The 19,341-nt window shown below is 37.2% G+C and carries 20 protein-coding genes and 1 tRNA gene; 14 read left to right on the plus strand and 7 right to left on the minus strand.

The features are described from left to right. Window positions 1-85 precede the first annotated feature (85 nt). Genes QV06_RS08775 through QV06_RS08785 form a run of 3 tightly spaced genes read left to right on the plus strand, consistent with a single transcriptional unit; the run spans window position 86 to window position 2,254 of the window. Window positions 86-436 carry an ArsC family reductase gene (locus QV06_RS08775; RefSeq protein WP_065237816.1) on the plus strand — a complete coding sequence of 117 codons (351 nt, stop codon included), beginning with the start codon at window positions 86-88 and terminating at the stop codon, window positions 434-436. After that, window positions 436-1,569 carry a succinyl-diaminopimelate desuccinylase gene (gene dapE / locus QV06_RS08780; protein WP_065237817.1) on the plus strand — a complete coding sequence of 378 codons (1,134 nt, stop codon included), beginning with the start codon at window positions 436-438 and terminating at the stop codon, window positions 1,567-1,569. The genes QV06_RS08775 and dapE overlap by 1 nt, the downstream gene beginning before the upstream one ends. 4 nt (window positions 1,570-1,573) lie before the next feature. After that, window positions 1,574-2,254, plus strand: a complete 681-nt coding sequence (locus QV06_RS08785) for a M15 family metallopeptidase (protein ID WP_065237818.1) — start codon at window positions 1,574-1,576, stop codon at window positions 2,252-2,254. Here the strand turns inward: QV06_RS08785 and QV06_RS08790 are convergent, their stop codons facing one another. Further along, entirely contained in the window at window positions 2,255-3,127 is an 873-nt protein-coding gene (locus QV06_RS08790) for an endonuclease/exonuclease/phosphatase family protein (protein ID WP_065237819.1), read from the minus strand. Between the two features lie 106 nt (window positions 3,128-3,233). Between QV06_RS08790 and QV06_RS08795 the strand changes: the two genes are divergently transcribed. From QV06_RS08795 to QV06_RS11555, 11 genes are all read left to right on the plus strand, one after another. After that, window positions 3,234-4,565, plus strand: coding sequence for a cation:proton antiporter (locus QV06_RS08795; RefSeq protein ID WP_065237820.1), 1,332 nt, complete (start codon window positions 3,234-3,236; stop codon window positions 4,563-4,565). A 94-nt stretch (window positions 4,566-4,659) separates the two neighbouring features. Continuing rightward, window positions 4,660-5,340 (plus strand): (d)CMP kinase, encoded by a 681-nt coding sequence (gene cmk / locus QV06_RS08800; RefSeq protein WP_065234488.1) that lies wholly within the window; start codon window positions 4,660-4,662, stop codon window positions 5,338-5,340. A 103-nt stretch (window positions 5,341-5,443) separates the two neighbouring features. Beyond that, complete coding sequence (rpsA, locus tag QV06_RS08805; protein WP_065234489.1) at window positions 5,444-7,093, plus strand: 30S ribosomal protein S1; 1,650 nt, start codon at window positions 5,444-5,446, stop codon at window positions 7,091-7,093. 84 nt (window positions 7,094-7,177) lie between these two features. Beyond that, on the plus strand, window positions 7,178-7,456 hold the full coding sequence (locus tag QV06_RS08810; RefSeq protein WP_065234490.1) for an integration host factor subunit beta: 279 nt from the start codon (window positions 7,178-7,180) through the stop codon (window positions 7,454-7,456). Window positions 7,457-7,631: 175 nt separating this feature from the next. Then, entirely contained in the window at window positions 7,632-7,928 is a 297-nt protein-coding gene (locus QV06_RS08815; RefSeq protein ID WP_065234491.1) for a LapA family protein, read from the plus strand. Further along, a complete protein-coding gene (gene lapB / locus QV06_RS08820) occupies window positions 7,928-9,115 on the plus strand; it encodes a lipopolysaccharide assembly protein LapB (protein WP_065237821.1) in 1,188 nt (395 codons plus the stop codon). The genes QV06_RS08815 and lapB overlap by 1 nt, the downstream gene beginning before the upstream one ends. A gap of 29 nt (window positions 9,116-9,144) precedes the next feature. Next, the gene (gene pyrF, locus QV06_RS08825) at window positions 9,145-9,840 is read left to right on the plus strand and encodes an orotidine-5'-phosphate decarboxylase (protein WP_065234493.1); all 696 of its coding nucleotides are present in this window, start codon (window positions 9,145-9,147) and stop codon (window positions 9,838-9,840) included. A gap of 3 nt (window positions 9,841-9,843) precedes the next feature. Then, a complete protein-coding gene (yciH, locus tag QV06_RS08830) occupies window positions 9,844-10,164 on the plus strand; it encodes a stress response translation initiation inhibitor YciH (protein ID WP_065237822.1) in 321 nt (106 codons plus the stop codon). A gap of 269 nt (window positions 10,165-10,433) precedes the next feature. Further along, window positions 10,434-11,240, plus strand: a complete 807-nt coding sequence (locus tag QV06_RS08835; RefSeq protein ID WP_065237823.1) for an MIP/aquaporin family protein — start codon at window positions 10,434-10,436, stop codon at window positions 11,238-11,240. Between the two features lie 25 nt (window positions 11,241-11,265). Continuing rightward, a complete protein-coding gene (gene glpK, locus QV06_RS08840) occupies window positions 11,266-12,786 on the plus strand; it encodes a glycerol kinase GlpK (RefSeq protein WP_065237824.1) in 1,521 nt (506 codons plus the stop codon). 105 nt (window positions 12,787-12,891) lie between these two features. Beyond that, a complete protein-coding gene (locus QV06_RS11555) occupies window positions 12,892-13,047 on the plus strand; it encodes an IS3 family transposase (RefSeq protein WP_082985079.1) in 156 nt (51 codons plus the stop codon). A 43-nt stretch (window positions 13,048-13,090) separates the two neighbouring features. Here the strand turns inward: QV06_RS11555 and QV06_RS08845 are convergent, their stop codons facing one another. The 6 genes from QV06_RS08845 to putA form a co-directional block, all read right to left on the minus strand. Further along, window positions 13,091-13,378, minus strand: a complete 288-nt coding sequence (locus QV06_RS08845; RefSeq protein WP_065237825.1) for a type II toxin-antitoxin system RelE family toxin — start codon at window positions 13,376-13,378, stop codon at window positions 13,091-13,093. Next, the gene (locus QV06_RS08850; RefSeq protein ID WP_065235078.1) at window positions 13,368-13,628 is read right to left on the minus strand and encodes a type II toxin-antitoxin system Phd/YefM family antitoxin; all 261 of its coding nucleotides are present in this window, start codon (window positions 13,626-13,628) and stop codon (window positions 13,368-13,370) included. The genes QV06_RS08845 and QV06_RS08850 overlap by 11 nt, the downstream gene beginning before the upstream one ends. A gap of 102 nt (window positions 13,629-13,730) precedes the next feature. After that, the gene (locus tag QV06_RS12215) at window positions 13,731-13,967 is read right to left on the minus strand and encodes a P2 family phage major capsid protein (protein ID WP_082985080.1); all 237 of its coding nucleotides are present in this window, start codon (window positions 13,965-13,967) and stop codon (window positions 13,731-13,733) included. After that, a tRNA-Ser gene (locus QV06_RS08855) sits at window positions 13,923-14,012 on the minus strand. Before QV06_RS08855 ends, QV06_RS12215 begins: the two co-directional genes overlap by 45 nt. A 187-nt stretch (window positions 14,013-14,199) precedes the next feature. Continuing rightward, window positions 14,200-15,705: a sodium/proline symporter PutP gene (gene putP / locus QV06_RS08860; RefSeq protein ID WP_065237826.1), complete on the minus strand. Its 1,506-nt coding sequence runs from the start codon at window positions 15,703-15,705 to the stop codon at window positions 14,200-14,202. Window positions 15,706-15,724: 19 nt separating this feature from the next. Continuing rightward, the gene (gene putA / locus QV06_RS08865) at window positions 15,725-19,165 is read right to left on the minus strand and encodes a bifunctional proline dehydrogenase/L-glutamate gamma-semialdehyde dehydrogenase PutA (protein ID WP_065237827.1); all 3,441 of its coding nucleotides are present in this window, start codon (window positions 19,163-19,165) and stop codon (window positions 15,725-15,727) included. Between the last annotated feature and the right edge of the window lie 176 nt (window positions 19,166-19,341).

The following is a 19,341-nucleotide window of genomic DNA, read 5'->3' on the forward strand; positions in this document are numbered from 1 at the left end:
TGATCTGGTCTGTTTCCTTGTAGGAAATTTCTTTGTTAGTATAGAGCGTTTTTCAATAACCGAAACCTCTATTTATAGGATTATTATGCTAACTGTTTATGGAATTAAAAACTGTGATACTGTGAAAAAAACGTTAACTTGGCTACAACAACATCATATTGATGCTGAACTGCATGACTATCGTCAGCAAGGAATTACCGCAGATTTTTTACAACAAGCGATCAATTCTTTTGGTTGGGAAGCCTTAGTGAATAAGCGTAGTACAACTTGGCGTAATCTTGATGAGAAAACCAAACAACAATTAAATCCAAATAATGTCATCACATTATTACTTAATCAACCTACATTGATTAAACGCCCTATTATCTTAGAACAAAATCTTCAATTAATCGGATTTAATGAAAAGCAATATGCTACTGCTTTTGGAGTCAAATAATGAATCAACCTGTTATTTCTCTTGCACAAGAATTAATTCGTCGTCCATCTATTAGTCCAGACGATCAAGGATGCCAACAATTAATTGCTGAACGTTTAACTAAATTAGGCTTTGAAATTGAATGGATGCCTTTTGGCGATACCTTAAACTTATGGGCAACACACGGTCATTCTGCTCCAACAATTGTTTTTGCTGGGCATACTGATGTTGTTCCAACTGGAGATGAAACACAATGGCATTACCCACCTTTCTCTGCTGAAATTGTTGATGATCTTCTCTATGGTCGCGGTGCAGCAGATATGAAAGGCTCATTAGCCACAATGATTGTGGCTGCTGAACAATATGTACAACAATATCCTCAACATCCAGGGCGAATTGCATTTTTAATTACATCTGATGAAGAAGCGGCAGCAAAAGATGGCACAGTTAAAGTAGTTGAAGCCTTAATGGCACGTGGTGAACAAGTTGATTACTGTTTAGTTGGTGAACCTTCCAGTACCGCAAAACTAGGTGATATTGTGAAAAATGGTCGTCGCGGTTCAATTACTGGAAATCTCTATATTCAAGGTATTCAAGGTCATGTAGCGTATCCACACTTAGCAGATAACCCAATTCACAAAGCAGCTGCTTTTATTCAAGACCTCGTTAATATTCAATGGGATCAAGGTAATGATTTTTTCCCACCGACTAGTTTGCAAATTGCCAATATTCATGCTGGTACAGGTTCAAACAATGTAATTCCTGGTGAACTCTATATCCAATTTAATTTACGTTTTAATACCGAAACCACTGACGACAAAATTAAACAATGTGTAGAACAACTATTACAGCAACAAAACCTAAAATATCGTCTTGAATGGTGGCTTTCTGGGCAGCCATTTCTTACTGCAAAAGGCAAGTTAGTTGATGCCGTTGTTGGTGCATTACAAGAAATTGCGAATATTACACCAACATTAGAAACCAGTGGTGGGACTTCTGATGGACGCTTCATTGCGCTAATAGGCGCTGAAGTAGTTGAATTAGGCCCATTGAATAAAACTATCCACCGCATTGATGAATGTGTCAGTTGTAAAGATTTAATTACACTTACTGCTGTCCATGTTAGAATGCTCCAACTTTTATTAGGAGAATAATTTAATGTCATTATCTATTGACTGCCTAACAGGGAAATCTCGCCAACATTTATCCCCGTTACCATTAGCTCACTCGACAGCTCATTTTCTACAAAAAGAAGCTGTACAAGCCTTTCTGGCTTTGCAGCAAGCAGCAAAACAGGCTGGATTTAATTTACAACCCGCAAGTAGTTTTCGTGATTTTGCTCGCCAACAATGGATCTGGAATCATAAATTTAATGGCGTAAGAAAGGTTCATGATGAATATGGTAATAACATCAATATTTCTATGTTTAATGATTGGCAAAAATGTGAGGCTATTTTACGTTGGTCAACAATGCCGGGAGCAAGTCGCCATCATTGGGGAACTGAAATTGATATTTTTGATCCAGATTTATTGCCTGACGGACAATCATTGCTATTGGAACCACAAGAATATCAACCAGGTGGTTATTTCTTTCCTTTAGTTGAATTTCTATTAGAAAATATGGCGACATATGGATTTACCCTGCCGTTTGTAGATATCCCCGCTAATAAAAGAATTGGTACTGAATATTGGCATATCAGTTACCAACCTCTTGCCGAATTAGCAACACAGCAATTTACGCCAGAAATTTTAATTGCTGCTTGGGAAAACGAAAACATTGCAGGTAAATCTACATTAATTGCACATTTACCTGAAATCTTTGAACGCTTTATGTTGTAACTATTGGAACGACAATTCTAATAATAATGGATTGTGATCTGATGCTTTATTCTCTTCTGTTTTAGCTTGGATCACATTCATTCCTCGTACAAACACATAATCGAGAGGATGTTGATTAAAGCGAACTCGATAATCTGGTTCAAATTTCACCTCGACTAATCCCAATTGTTGTGCCATATCTCGCAGTAGTTTCGTTCTTTCTTCACTCCAAGCATTAAAATCCCCAGCTAAGATGACCGGCCCCGTATGCCATTTCACTTGTTGAGAGAGTTGCTGTAACTGTTGCTGATAGGCATCAGGAATTAATTCAAAATTAATCAAATGTGCACTTATCACTAATAAAGACTGTCCATTGGCTAATGGATACAACGAACTAATACTTGCTTTAGGAAAACGAATCCATGGTTCAGCCACAGATGCACTGCAATAAGATTGTGGCGTAAATTTTGTTAATAACGCCACCCCAGAATGTACACCTCGATAGGCAAAAGGCATGGCAAAAAGCTGATTAGATAAATTTGGCAGTAATGTTGGTAATTGTTGTTCACTGGTTGCTTCTTGTAATAAAACAAAATCCGCGAATTCACTATAATCAGTTAAGGCTTGCTGCCAACCTTTATCTAATCCCTTATGCAGATTCCAAACCAATAAACGTAAATGATTTTGCGTTATATCCTTGGTAGTCAAGCTTGGTTGATAACAAGTAATCGCATTTTTATCATCTTGCGACAAAACAACCGCCTCAACTTTAGTTGCTGATGTGATTAATGTCGTTTGTGGTGATGGATAAATTGTCAAAGAGTGTATTAAAAACCAACAAATGGCGATCAATATCAAGACAATACCAGAACCTTTCTTAACCAATTTTTTCATAATTTCTAAAAAAATTTTAAAATATACCTACATACTACCACTTTACTTCTCACCAATGAATTGCTTTAATAGCGCGCGTTAATGACTTTACCCAAGAAGGCTTATTATGAGCATTTATACCTATATTTGTTTTTTATCCGCCATTTCTATCATACTTGGTTTTTTAACTAGTAAAATTAGCGATAAAATTCAATCTACTATCGCCATTACTGCTGCAGCAATGGTGGGTTCATTGCTATTACTTTTACTTGGTTATTTGGGGTGGTTCCAGATTGACTCCATTGCTATTGAAGTAATGCAAAAAATTGACTTTAAAAGTTTCTTACTCGATGGAATCTTAGGTTTCTTATTATTTGCAGGTGCATTGGGAATTAAAATTCCTGTCTTGCGGGATCAAAAATGGGAAATCACCATCTTTGCGCTCTTCTCTACATTAGCCTCTACATTTATTGTCGGTGCTTTAATTTACTTAGTTGCTAACTTAATTAGCTTACCAATTGATTTTATTTACTGTTTATTGTTTGGAGCATTAATCTCGCCTACCGACCCAATTGCTGTATTAGCTATTATTAAAAATTTACGTGCACCAAAACGCTTATCTATGCAAGTAGAAGGTGAATCATTATTTAATGATGGTGTTGGTTTAGTAATTTTCGTAACTATTTTTACGGTAGCCTTTAGCACTGAAGAAATGACCGCTAGTGAAGTTTTACATTTATTCCTACATGAAGCGATTGGTGGAATCTTATTCGGTTTTATTCTCGGTATCATTGCTCACTTCCTCATTTCATCAACCGATGATGGTAGCTTGGAAATCCTACTTACTTTGACTATTCCAACAGCTGGTTTTATGTTGGCAAATATGCTAGGTGTTTCTGGGGCATTAGCAATGGTAGTTGCAGGAATTATGGTTGGGAACTGGACACGTCACCGTGGTTTCTCAGAACAAAGTCAACGCTATCTTGACCACTTCTGGGAGATGATCGATCATTTCTTAAACTCATTACTATTCTTCCTCATCGGATTCGCTTTATTATTAATTGACTTTACCTTTAAAGGCTTCTTGATGATGTTATTAGCGATTCCTGTTTGTTTGGCGGCGCGTTATCTCAGTCTATGGATTCCATATTCTGTTTTAAAATTCTTCCGTACCTATAACCCTTATACGCTCAAAATTATGACTTGGGGTGGTTTACGTGGTGGATTAGCGCTTGCAATGGCACTTTCATTACCAGCCAAAACTGTCTTTGTGAATGGTATTGATGTTAAAGATATCATCCTAGTGATGACTTATGCTGTCGTTGTTTTCTCAATTTTGGTACAAGGTGTAACAATTGAAAAAATGATCAAAAAATCGAAATTAGTTGATCCAAACCGTGAGGAATACCTTACACCAAGTAGCCATTTTGAATCTCATACATCAGCACAGCATAAATAATTTTGCCCGCTATCAGAAGAATCTGTATAATTTATTCATCTCGCCGCACAAACATTTGTGCGGCATCTTTTTATATTTACCTAGGTAGTAAGTTATGACAGCAACAATTATTACGGTTGATGGCCCAAGTGGTGTTGGTAAAGGAACTTTATGCCAAGCATTAACCAAACATTTCGGTTTTCACCTTTTAGATTCTGGTGCTATCTATCGTATTCTTGGTTTAGCCGTATCACAAAATCAGATTGACTTCAGCGATGAAGCCGCTATTACTCAATTAGCTAAATCTATTCAAATTCACTTTATTGCAAATGAAAATGGCGTAACCACATTATTAAATCAGCAAGACGTGAGTAACATCATTCGCACTCAACAAGTTGCGGATTATGCCTCCAAAATTGCTGTATTTCCGGATGTTCGTGCGGCGTTATTACAAAAGCAGCGTGATTTTGCTGTGGAACCGGGGTTAGTCGCTGATGGACGTGATATGGGGACGGTAGTTTTCCCACAAGCACAAATTAAATTTTTTCTTGATGCTACCGCAGAAGAACGTGCAAAAAGACGCTTAAAACAGTTGCAGGAAAAGGGAATTAATGGTAATTTTGCCCAGATTTTATCCGAAATTCAGGAACGAGATTATCGTGATAGAAATCGTGCGGTAGCGCCGCTTGTTCCAGCGGACGATGCGATTCTATTAGACTCATCTTCCCTTTCTATAAATGAAGTTTTTTCGTTGGCTTTACATCATATTCGCCAGCGACTCCCTCATTTGGGATAAATCATTTTTTGTGTGTTTATTCACGGATGGATAAACAATTATTATCAGCCCCGTTTAATAGGATTTTAAACGGTCGTTATTAACTTATTGAAGATTAATTTATATGTCAGAATCTTTTGCTCAACTTTTTGAAGAATCACTAAAAGAACTTGAAACTCGTCAAGGTTCAATTGTTACTGGTACCGTTGTTGCTATCAACAAAGGTTTCGTTTTCGTTGATGCTGGTTTAAAATCTGAAGCAGCTATCCCTGCTGAAGAATTCCAAAATGCACAAGGTGAAATCACTGTTCAAGTTGGTGATCAAGTTCAAGTTGCGTTAGACGCTGTTGAAGATGGTTTCGGTGAAACTAAACTTTCTCGTGAAAAAGCAGTTCGTCACGAATCTTGGATTGCCTTAGAAAAAGCATACGAAGATCAAGAAACTGTTGTTGGTTTAATCAATGGTAAAGTAAAAGGTGGTTTTACTGTTGAGTTGAATGGTGTTCGTGCATTCTTACCTGGCTCATTAGTGGATACTCGCCCTGTGCGTGATACTCTTCACTTAGAAGGTAAAGAATTAGAATTTAAAGTAATTAAATTAGACCAAAAACGTAACAATGTAGTTGTTTCTCGTCGTGCAGTTATCGAATCTGAAAACAGCCAAGAACGTGATCAATTACTTGAAACCTTACAAGAAGGCGCTGAAGTTAAAGGTATCGTTAAGAACTTAACTGACTACGGTGCATTCGTTGATTTAGGTGGTGTTGATGGTTTATTACACATCACTGATATGGCTTGGAAACGTGTTAAACACCCAGGTGAAATCGTAAATGTTGGTGATGAAGTCACTGTTAAAGTATTAAAATTCGACCGTGATCGTACCCGTGTATCTTTAGGCTTAAAACAATTAGGTCAAGATCCTTGGGCAGCAATCGCTGAAAATCATCCAGTAAACAGCAAATTAACTGGTAAAGTAACTAACTTAACTGACTATGGTTGCTTCGTTGAAATTTTAGATGGTATTGAAGGTCTTGTTCACGTTTCAGAAATGGATTGGACTAACAAAAACATCCACCCATCTAAAGTAGTTAGCGTAGGTGATGAAGTTGAAGTTATGGTATTAGAAATCGATGAAGAACGTCGTCGTATTTCTTTAGGTTTAAAACAATGCAAACCAAATCCATGGCAACAATTTGCTGACACTCACAACAAAGGTGACCGTGTTCAAGGTAAGATCAAATCAATTACTGACTTCGGTATCTTTATCGGTTTAGAAGGTGGTATTGATGGTTTAGTTCACTTATCGGACATCTCTTGGAATGTTCCAGGCGAAGAAGCTGTTCGTAACTACAAAAAAGGTGATGAAGTAGAAGCGATCGTATTACAAGTTGATGCAGCTAAAGAACGTATTTCTTTAGGTATCAAACAACTTGAAGAAGATCCATTCAATAACTTCGTTGCTGTAAACAAAAAAGGTAGTGTTGTAAGTGCGAAAGTTGCTGAAGTTGATTCTAAAGGCGTTAAAGTTGAATTAGACAATGGTGTTGAAGGTTATATCCGTACTGCAGATCTTAACGGCGATGTGAATGTTGGTGATGTAGTTGAAGCTAAATACACTGGTGTTGATCGTAAAGCTCGTATTGTTCACTTATCAATTCGTGCGAAAGACGAAGCTGAAGAAGCAGCAGCATTAGCAAGCGTAAATAACAAACAAGAAGAAGTTGTTATTCCTAACGCAATGGCTGAAGCATTCAAAGCAGCAAAAGGTGAATAATCGCTAAGATCATTCATTGATTGAAATAAAAATCCGATATGCTTGCATATCGGATTTTCTGCGATTTTACAGAAGGATACTAACATGACAAAGTCAGAATTAATTGAAAAATTAGTCAATCGTCATCCTGCTATGCCGATTAAACAAATCGAAGGCTCTGTTAAAGAAATTTTAGAACATCTCTCAAATACTTTAGCTGAGGGAGATCGTATTGAAATTCGCCGTTTTGGCAGTTTTGCCTTACGTTATCGTCAACCTCGTACAGGACGCAACCCAAAAACTGGCTCTCAAGTTAGTCTTGAAGCGAAATCAGTTCCGCATTTCAAAGCTGGTAAAGAATTGCGCGAACGTGTTGATAACTAAATGTGATTCATATGATCCTATCAAACTAAATGCTGTTAATTTTTTCCTTAATTAACAGCATTGTCTTTTAATTTCTATAAACTTAAGCCGCTTAAATTCAGAATTCTACTATTATAGTTTCGCTATTTTTGGCATAATGAACTATCTTTAAATCTATTTATCTTTAGGGGGCAACGTGAAATTAAAATATATTCTAACGCTCGTTATCGTTATTGCTTTAATTATCGTCGGCATTACCGTTGGTGCGAATAACGATCAAGTCATTGCAATTAATTACATCATTGCTAAGAGCAATATCCAACTTTCTTCTCTTGTTGCACTCTTATTTGGTTTTGGTTTCTTGCTTGGTTGGTTAGTCACAGGTTTCTTCTACCTTAAACTCAAAATGAAAAATCTTGCCTTAAATCGACAAATCAAAAAACAACTACAACAGATTAATGAGCTAATGACTGCAAAAGATAAAAACGCATAATGCTAGAACTTCTCTTTCTTCTGTTGCCGATTGCAGCTGCTTATGGCTGGTATATGGGGCATAGAAGTGCGAAAAAAGATCAAGAAGAAATTAGTAATAAATTATCCCGTGATTATATGACAGGGGTAAATTTTTTGCTTTCTAATCAACAAGAGAAAGCTGTCGATCTTTTTTTGAAAATGTTAGAGAAACAAGAATCAGAAAATGCTATCGACAATAGCTCCCAATTTGAAGCTGAACTTACATTAGGTAATCTCTTTCGTTCTCGAGGAGAAGTAGATCGTGCGCTACGTATTCATCAAAACATTGATAGTAACCCTAATTACACCTATGAACAAAAATTACTGACTAAACAACAACTGGCTAAAGATTTTATGTTCATCGGTTTTCTAGATCGTGCAGAAAAATTATATCAAGAGCTAAGTGATGAACCTGATTATGCTGAAAATGCATTACATGAATTAGCAAATATCTATCAGCGGACTAAAGAATGGCATAAAGCTATTAATGTTGGTGAACGCTATCGCAAACTTACACAATCTGAAAATAATATTGCCCTTTCTCATTATTATTGCGAATTAGCGCTTCAACAAGAACAAGAAGAAAAGAAAAATCGTCAACAAATCATCTCTTATTTAACCAAAGCGCTCATCGTATCCCCAAATTGTGTGCGAGCCTCACTAATTTTAGCTGATGAATATGCCTTACAAAACGATCACAAACAAGCGATCAAAACGTTAGAACACATTGCAGAACAAAACATTTCTTACGTTAGTGAATCACTTCCGGCATTGGTAAATTATTATCAACAACTGCCGAATCACCAAGACTTAGAGCTATTTCTTCTTAAATTACATGAACAAAAAGTAAATAGTGAGGTGACGTTAACGCTTACTCGCTATATTGAACAAAAATCTGGTACCACAGCCGCAAAAAAATACCTTTACCATCAACTTGAAAAACGTCCAACTATGCGAATTTTTCATCGTTTTATTCAATACCAAATCGATGAAGTAGAAGAAGGAAATGGCAAAGAGAGTTTAAAACTACTCTACAATATTGTTGATGAAAGGCTTAAACAAGGCTTTAAATACCGTTGTAATCATTGTGGTTTTCAAAGTCACAAATTAATATGGCAGTGCCCATCTTGTCGTCACTGGGAAACAGTTACACCAATTGATAACTAAATTTAACCTTAAACATAACGAGGAAAATCATGGAAAATAAAGTTATTGTTGCTTTAGATTATGAAACGAGAAAAGAAGCGATGCAGCTTGTAGATCAACTTGATCCAAGTTTATGTCGTCTAAAAGTCGGTAAAGAGATGTTTACAACTTTGGGCACAGAATTCGTCAAAGAGTTACAAAAACGTCATTTTGATGTTTTCCTAGATCTCAAATTCCATGATATTCCTAACACTGTTGCAAGAGCTGTGCGTTCTGCTGCTGATTTAGGGGTATGGATGGTTGATATGCACGCAAGTGGTGGTCTAAGAATGATGGAAGCCGCAAAAAAAATTCTCGAGCCTTATGGTAAAGATGCCCCAATTTTAATCGCAATTACTGTTTTAACCAGTATGGAAGAAGCAGATTTATTACAAATTGGTGTAAATACTTCTCCTGAAGAACACGTTATTCGTCTAGCACGTTTAAGTCAACGCGCTGGTTTAGATGGTGTTGTGTGTTCACCACAAGAGGTTGAAATTCTACGTCAACGTTGTGGAGATGATTTTAAATTGATTACGCCGGGCATCCGTCCAGAAGGTAGTCAATTAGGTGATCAACGTCGTGTAATGACGCCAAGAGAAGCGATTGATGCAGGTTCAGATTATTTAGTTATTGGTCGCCCAATCACTCAAGCAGCAGATCCTATCGCTGTATTGAAACAAATCAATGCGTCTATTCAGGGATAATTCATGTCTGATAGTCAACTCGTTTATTCAACGGAAACAGGTCGAATCAAACCAGAAAAGGTATCTGAACAACGTCCTAAAGGTGATGGTATTGTCCGCATACAGCGCCAGACTTCTGGTCGTAAAGGAAAAGGTGTTTGTGTGATTTCGGGTATCGATCTTGATACAACTGCTTTAAACCAACTCGCGTCTGAATTAAAGAAACGGTGTGGTTGTGGAGGTTCTGTCAAAAATGGGACTATCGAGATCCAAGGTGAAAATCGTGACCTTATAAAACAACTACTTGAAAATAAAGGATTTAAAGTAAAACTTTCTGGTGGTTAATCATATTACTCTCTCGATCTTACGCATTTTTGAGCAAAATCGAGAGAGTTTTCTATTTTTAACGAACATTTAAATTTTACCCCTCCATTTTTTGTGAAATACCGCTCATTTATTTAGAAAAAAACAACAATTTTTTTGACAAACCTCTCATTTTCGAAAAAACAAACTTTATAAAAGTACATTTTTGTCCTTAAATACCCAAAAAATATTCGATATTGAACATTAAATTTACTTACTCTCTACTTATCTCGACATATTAAGGAGTCTTTATGGCACTTGATCATTCACTTAAAGGTCAATGTATTGCTGAGTTTCTTGGTACTGCATTATTGATCTTTTTTGGTTGCGGTTGTGTAGCCGCCGCTCGTGTTGCAGGCGCACAATTTGGTCTGTGGGAAATTAGTATTGTTTGGGGAATGGGTGTAGCGCTGGCAGTTTATTTGACTGCTGGCGTATCAGGAGCTCATCTCAACCCTGCAGTGACTATTGCATTATGGAAGTTTGCTTGTTTTGATGGTAAGAAAGTGTTGCCTTTTATTGGTGCACAAATGCTTGGTGGATTCTTTGGAGCAGCAATTGTTTATCTACTCTATCGTGGTGTCATTATTGATTATGAAGCAACACAACATATTATGCGTGGCTCCGTAGATAGCCTCTTTACAGCAGGGATCTTCTCAACTTACCCAAATCCTCATATTGATATCGCTACTGCCGCATTAGTCGAAATGACTTTAACCGCGACTCTTGTTGCTTTGATTTTAGCTCTTACTGATGATGGTAACGGCGTTCCTCGCGGTCCACTTGCACCATTGCTCATTGGTATTTTAATTGCTGTACTCGGCGGTGCTATGGGACCATTAACTGGTTTTGCAATGAATCCAGCACGTGACTTTGGTCCAAAACTCTTCGCAACACTTTTTGGTTGGGGTGAAATTGCGATGACTGGAGGTACTGCTATTCCTTACGCATTAATTCCAATCATTGCTCCAATTATTGGTGGTTTAATCGGCGCTTGGGGCTACCGTCAATTTATCGGTGCGAATCTCCCATGTAATAGTTGTAAAATTAATAACTAAATACTTCGTTTAAAAGGTAATTATTATGACAGATAAAAAATACATCATCGCTTTAGATCAAGGTACAACCAGTTCTCGTGCAGTCTTACTCGATCATAATGCTAATATTGTTGGGATTGCTCAACGTGAATTTACACAAATCTATCCAAAAGCAGGCTGGGTTGAACATGATCCTATGGAAATTTGGGCAACACAAAGCTCAACATTAAACGAAGTTGTCGCTAAAACTGGTATTAGTTCCGATCAAATTGCTGCTATCGGTATCACTAACCAACGCGAAACAACGATTGTCTGGGATAAAAATACGGGTAAACCAGTTTACAATGCTATCGTATGGCAATGCCGCCGTACTGCCGAATTTTGTGACAAATTAAAAGCTGAAGGTTATGCAGAATATATTCGTAATACAACTGGTTTAGTGGTTGACCCATATTTCTCTGGTACAAAAGTCAAATGGATTCTAGATAACGTCGAAGGTGCAAGAGAACAAGCAGAAAAAGGTGATTTACTTTTTGGTACTGTGGATACATGGTTAATTTGGAAATTAACTCAAGGTCGTGTTCATGTTACAGATTACACCAATGCTTCTCGCACAATGATGTTCAACATTCATACTAAACAATGGGATGAAAAGATGCTGGAAATTCTTGGTATTCCTCGCTCAATGCTCCCAGAAGTAAAAAATTCATCTGAAATTTACGGACAAACCAATATTGGTGGTAAAGGAGGAATTCGTATTCCAATCGCAGGGATTGCTGGCGACCAACAAGCAGCACTCTATGGACATCTTTGTGTTAATCCGGGACAAGCAAAAAACACTTATGGCACAGGTTGCTTTATGTTAATGAATACTGGTGATAAAGCTATTACCTCAAAAAATGGTTTATTAACCACCATCTGTTGTAATGCCAAAGGTGAACCAGCGTATGCTCTAGAAGGTTCTGTATTTGTCGCAGGTGCATCTATTCAATGGTTACGTGATGAACTCAAAATTGTTCATGATAGCTCTGATACTGAATACTTTGCTCAAAAAGTTCATGATTGTAATGGCGTTTATGTTGTTCCTGCCTTCACTGGTTTAGGTGCACCATATTGGGATCCTTATGCGCGTGGTGTCATTGTTGGTCTTTCTCGCGGAGCTAACCGTAATCACATTGTACGGGCAACATTAGAATCTATTGCATATCAAACTCGCGATGTTTTGGAAGCAATGCAGTCAGATTCAGGCGAAAAATTACAAACCTTACGTGTTGATGGTGGCGCAACAGCCAATAATTTCCTAATGCAATTCCAAGCAGATATTCTTAACACTCACGTTGGGCGCCCGACAGTAAAAGAAGTTACTGCACTAGGCGCAGCTTATCTTGCTGGTCTAGCAACAGGTTTCTGGCAAAATCTTGAAGAGTTACGTGATAAAGCCTCTGTGGAAAGAACCTTTATTCCAGATCAAGATGAAGCAAAACAACAACGTCGTTATAAAGGTTGGAAAAAAGCGGTTAAACGTGCTTTAGAATGGGCAAAAGAAGACGCTGAAGATGATATCTAAACCTTAACAATTCCATAATCGTCCACTTAAATCAAAACCCATAATTTCCCACAAAGTTATGGGTTTTTCTATACCATTTTATATAATGAATAATCTTCTCCTAAGTTGGACTTATTATCCAATACACAGAAATGCACAGATCACAGTAAAGAACTTGATTCCGTTATCACAGTAAACGTTCGTTATTACAATGAGGAAAGAATACAATTAAAACTAAACAGACTGAGTCCTGTTCAATACAGAATTCAGTCCTTAAAATAACAACTCAATTTGTCAGAGGAGGGAAGGGGGGGGGGAAGGCAGATCAAACTTTGCGTGATAATGCCTTTTTATATACTTCTAATCTTTCTCTTTTTCCAACTGAAAGCACAATCACCGTTATTTCATTGTCGTTTACGTCATAAACGAGACGATAACCTGAAGAACGTAATTTTATTTTATAAAGTGTTTGAAACCCATGTAATTTATCACTAGGAATTAATGGATTCTCTAACCGTTCAGCAAGTTTTATTTTAAATTGTTCTCGAACAGTATCACCTAATTTTTGCCATTCTTTCAACGCTCTTTTATCAAAAATAAGTTTATAGGTCATCAAGTGTAACCTCTACTGGCTCAAGCGTTGCAAGGCGTTGTTTCGCTTGTTCACCTAGTTCAGCGTCTTCTAGTACCTCTTGAATATAGGCAAATAATTCTGGGCTAACACAATAAAAAACAGGTTCATTTCTGTTTAAGATTGCGATTGCGCCATCTTCTATCGTGCCTTGTGTAATTACACCCATCGGATTTTTTTTCAAGTCTGTAATGCTTGCTACATTACTTGTTAATATTTGATGAATAGCCATTGTTTATACCTCACGGTTATCATTTAGCACTAAATATAGCACCATTAAAATTTTTTTTATAGTCTTGAATTATAACCAGCCTAGTTTGAAGAGTTTCGGAGCTTATTCCACAAGGTTTATATTTTCAATCAATGCTACGATGTTATAGTCTTCCATAACAAAATCCAATGCTAAAAAAGAAGTAATCACATCTAAGCAATTTCTCATCGAGTTAAGATCTAATAGATTTCTGATTATGACTTTTTGGATATAAAGCGAAAGATTATCAAAGCGAGTAATTAAAATGCTATTTTCTGGCGGTGAGAGAGGGATTCGAACCCTCGATGCACTTTCGCACATACACACTTTCCAGGCGTGCTCCTTCAGCCTCTCGGACATCTCACCACTGAAAGAATTCATCAATAGAATGGAGGAGTTGCAATATATTCACTTTCCTTGATTTCGTCAAGTCTTTTTAAAATAAGGATTTAAGTTTGTTTCTTCTTTAGGCAAATCAATTAAAAAATCCCCTCTTTCTTACACAAATAAGGGCTGAAAACTCAGCCCTCATCAGAATGGTTAACTTAATAAGTTATCCATTTCTTTGTGCATTAAAAGTTTCTACCGCCACATCAAATTTCTCTGCAACATCTTTCGCTACTGGTGAGAAAATTGATGAAGTTACAGTTACAATTGAACAAGCTAAGAAACCAGGAATAATTTCATATAAGTTAGCAATATCATTCCAATTTAATGTATGCATTAATGGTTTCCACGCCACCACAGTAACTGCACCTGCCAACATTCCCCATAATGCCGCATTTGATGTAATGTTACGGTTAAATAAAGATAAGATAACTAATGGTCCAAATGAAGCACCAAAGCCAGCCCAAGCATAAGAAACTAAGCCCATAACTTTAGAGTTTGGATCTTGTGCAATTAACATCGCAACTACAGCAATGATTAACACCATAATACGCCCAACCCAAACCAGCTCTTTACTTGATGCGTTTTTACGTAAGAAGCCGTGATAAAAATCTTCTGTAATCGCTGCTGAACACATTAAAAACTGAGCAGATAATGTACTCATAATCGCGGCCAAAATCGCTGATAATACAATACCTACGATCCAAGGGTTGAAGATCGCTTTTGAGATTTCAATAAAGACTGATTCAACAGAATCAAGCATCACTTTATTTACTTCAAAATAAGCTAAGCCAAAATAGCCTACTGCACAAGCGCCACCTAAACATAAGATCATCCAGGTAATCCCAATTACGCGCGCTTTTTCTAAAGCTTTTACTGAGCTTGCCGCCATAAAACGTGCCAAAATATGTGGCTGACCGAAATAACCTAATCCCCAAGAAAGTGCTGAAATCACGCCAATGCCTGATACGTTATAAAGCCAGTTTGAATAAGGAATACCAGTTTGTTCTGATTTAATCGCTAAGGCAGCTGAAATTTCATCCCAGCTAATATTTAATAACACAATCACTGGTGCAAGTAATAAAGCAAAAATCATTAACGAAGCTTGAATTGTATCACTCCATGAAATTGCTAAATAACCACCAATAAATGTGTATGTAATCGTTGCAATAGCGCCGAAAAGTAATGCGGTGCCATAATCAATACCAAGCAAACTTTGGAATAATTTCGCACCTGCCACTACACCAGAAGCACAATAAATCGTAAAGAAGAATAAAATCACAGAAGATGAAATAATTTTCAATGATTTAGCACGATGTGGGAAACGTACTGCAAAAAACTCAGGAAGAGTTAAGGCATTACCATACTGTTCTGTGAAAACACGCAAACGTCCTGCCACAATTCGATAATTAAAATAAGCACCAACTGTTAACCCTACGGCAATCCAAGCTTCAGACAAACCAGTAACAAAAATTGCTCCCGGCAGCCCAAGCAACAACCAACCCGACATATCAGACGCACCAGCAGACATTGCAGTTACAAAGCTTCCCATTTTACGACCACCTAAAATGTAGTCATTAAAATTTTTCGTGGAGTAGTAGGCATAAACACCGATGCCTAAAATGACAACAAGATATAAGGCAAAAGCCGTGTAAATTTGATAGTTTTGCATATGTTCTTCCTGCGTTAAATTATTGTTCTTCAATCGCCATCAGTGTTGCGTTACCACCTGCGGCTGCAATATTTTCACTACGTGAAAATTCATGATACAACAAGGTTAAATCCTGTGTTGTTGTCCAATCATATAAGCATAAAATTGCTGGATTATGTTCCGCCAAAGCTTGTCGTTTTTCTAGACTCACTGGAGAAACAAATACTGCTTTCTGATAATGTTGCCCCTGAATACGACTTTCTAAATCAGGTAAATCCTGTGCTAATAATGGACTATCCTTTTCCACAACAACTTTAAACCCTGCTTGTTGTAAATTTCGATATGCCGCGAGTAATCGCGCAATATCATCACCAAGTAATAAAATACTCGTTGGTTTATAGTCGATACTATTTAACTCCCCCGTAATACTTGGTAATACTTTTGGTCTTTCTACCAAAGAAGAATAATATTGCGTAGTTTTTGTTAAACGTTGAACATAAAGCTCACCACCCGCTTTTGGTCCTGTTCCTGATAGGCCATGACCACCGAATGGTTGTACGCCAACAACTGCGCCAACAATATTACGATTAATATAGAAGTTACCGCATTGTAAGTTTTCTTCGACAAATCTTACTGTACGTTGGATTCGGCTATGACATCCTCCTGTCAATGCGTATCCTTTTGCATTCACTTCAGATAATAATCTTGGTAATGACTGTACTTTATAACGAACAAAATGGAGAATTGGCCCAAATACTTCATGGGTAATTTGATCGAGTGAACCGACTTCATAAATAGATGGCGCGACAAAATGTCCACTTGTTGGTGTTGTTAATTCTAAGTAACGTCGAGAGATTTTACGGACAGTTTCTTGATAATCAAGTAATTTTTGTTTGGCTTCTGCATCAATTACTGGCCCAATATCTGTATTTAAATAGGCTGGATTCCCTAATACTAATTCTTGCATCGCTTGGGTTAGCATTTCATACAAGCGATCTGCAATGTCTTCTTGTACTAATAAAATACGCAATGCAGAACAACGTTGTCCGGCGGAATCAAAAGCAGAACTGAGTACATCTGTAATCACCTGCTCTAATAAAGCAGATGAATCAACCACCATGACATTCATTCCACCTGTTTCAGCAATCAACACTGGCTGAGCTTCACGAGAGATTAATTGTTTATTAATCAAATGGGCAACTTCTGTTGAACCGGTGAACATCACTGCATTAAATGGCTGTGCGACTAACGCTGCACCCAATTCACCTGCACCTAACGTTAATTGCAACGCATCTTGTGGAACACCCGCTTGATGTAAAAGTTTCACTGCATAATATGCAATTAATGATGTTTGTTCTGCTGGTTTCGCTACCACACTATTACCCGCTGCTAATGCCGCTACGACTTGCCCCGTAAAGATCGCTAATGGGAAATTCCACGGTGAAATACAAAGGACAGAACCTAATGGTTCAGCTAATACCCCTTTTTCTTCTAGTAAACGAATTTGTTCCGCATAATAACGTAAAAAATCAACAGCTTCTCTCAGCTCGCCAATTGCATTTGGTAATGTTTTTCCAGCTTCTTCAATCGCTAATTTAATTAATAAACCAAAGTTTTCTTCATAGAGATCCGCCGCTTGCTCAAGAATAGAAGCTCGCTCAGCCACTGATTTTTGTTGCCAACTACTATTTTTAGCAGCTTGAAACACCGTTGCAACAGACTCTGCTGACATAAAGGTGACATTAGCTAACGCTTGATCGAGTTGAGCTGGATTAACGGTGGCATATTGTTTATCGGTCATTACTGTTTCAGCACATAACGAAGTAATATCTGAATATTGTGCTTGATTCAATGCTTCCTCTAAACGAAGTAACGCCATTTCATCATTTAAGTTAAATCCTGCTGAATTACGGCGATTAGCAAATAAATTAGCAGGTAACTTAATCGCTTTATTAGGTTCACCTTGAAAACGAGCAAATTTCTTCCAAGGTGCTTCAATTAATTCTTCAATTGAAATATTAGGATCGACAAGTTGATGCACAAAAGAAGAATTTGCACCATTTTCTAATAAACGGCGCACTAAATAGGCTAATAAGGTTTGATGAGTACCTACTGGTGCATATACACGAACACGGCGATTAAATTGGTGTGCACCAACCACATTGTCATAAAGGGTCTCCCCCATACCATGTAAACATTGAAACTCAAACTCTTTGTCTTTTCCTAATTCAGCAATGGTTGCAAGGGTTTGTACATTATGGGTGGCAAATTGTGGATAAATCACATCTTGTGCAGCTAATAATTTTTGTGCACAACTTAAATAGGAAATATCGGTATGTACTTTTCTAGTATAAAGTGGGAATCCTTCTACCCCTTCGGTTTGAGCCCATTTAATTTCGCTATCCCAGTAAGCCCCTTTAACTAAACGCACCATCATTTTACGTTGATAACGGCGGTTCATCTCAATAATGTAATCTAATACGTAAGGACAACGCTTTGAATAGGCTTGTACTACAAACCCAATCCCATCAAAACCAGCTAAATCAGGATCTTGTAATAATTTTTCTAAAAGATCTAACGAGATCTCTAAACGTGAAGCTTCTTCTGCATCAATGTTTAGACCAATATTGTATTGTTTTGCCAAAACAAATAGTTGTTTTAAACGAGGATACAATTCATCCATGACACGCTGTTGCTGAGAACGGGAATAACGTGGGTGAATTGCTGACAATTTTACCGATACACCATTTGAATCATACAAAGAGCGTCCAGCTGATTGGCGACCGACTGCATGAATAGCTTCAACATAATCTTGTAAATATTTATCAGCATCCTGCATTGTCATCGCAGCTTCACCAAGCATATCAAAAGAGAAGCAATAACCCATTTTTTCACGATCAACAATATTCTTTAGCGCATCGTCCATAGTTTCACCTGTTACGAACTGATCGCCAAGAATCCCCATCGCTTTTTCAATCGCTAGCTTCATCATTGGTGCTGATAGCTTCGCAAAACTTTTCATTAATGCTGATGAAAGAATTTCTTCACTTAATGCTGCACTAATCTTACTTCCTAATAACAAACCATAACTTGCTGCATTAGTGAATAATGAACCAGAACGCTTCACATGTGCACGCCAGTCACCTAATTTTAATTTATCATTGATTAAAGCATAACGGGTTTCTGAGTCAGGAATACGTAATAACGCTTCGGCTAAACACATCAATGCAATACCTTCTTCACATCCTAACGAAAATTCATGCATTAACGCATCTACACCATAATGTTTCTGTTTTTTTGCTCGTATCTTGGTAATTAATTGCTGTGCTACCTGACTAATAGAGGCTTCTTGCTCAGGAGAAAAATGAAGTGTTCCAACTAATTTTGTTACTGCTTCTTTTTCAGAACAAGTATAATTTTGGCTAATTAAACGGCGTAATTCAGATTTTTGACCTAAGTCATTTGCGTATTGATATTGCATTTTAGATATTACCCATGAATGGTTATAGGAAAGAAACAAGCTAAGTGTAAAAGATTACTCAAAATAATAAATACGAAATTGTTAAAATTGTGACTACATTCAAAAAATATTTAACATTATTAACATAAATACATCTTTTAACCTAAAAAAAGTTACATTTAATACCTCAAAAAACA

It is taken from the genome of Gallibacterium genomosp. 3 (genome assembly GCF_001678475.1).
GTDB lineage: Bacteria > Pseudomonadota > Gammaproteobacteria > Enterobacterales > Pasteurellaceae > Gallibacterium > Gallibacterium faecale.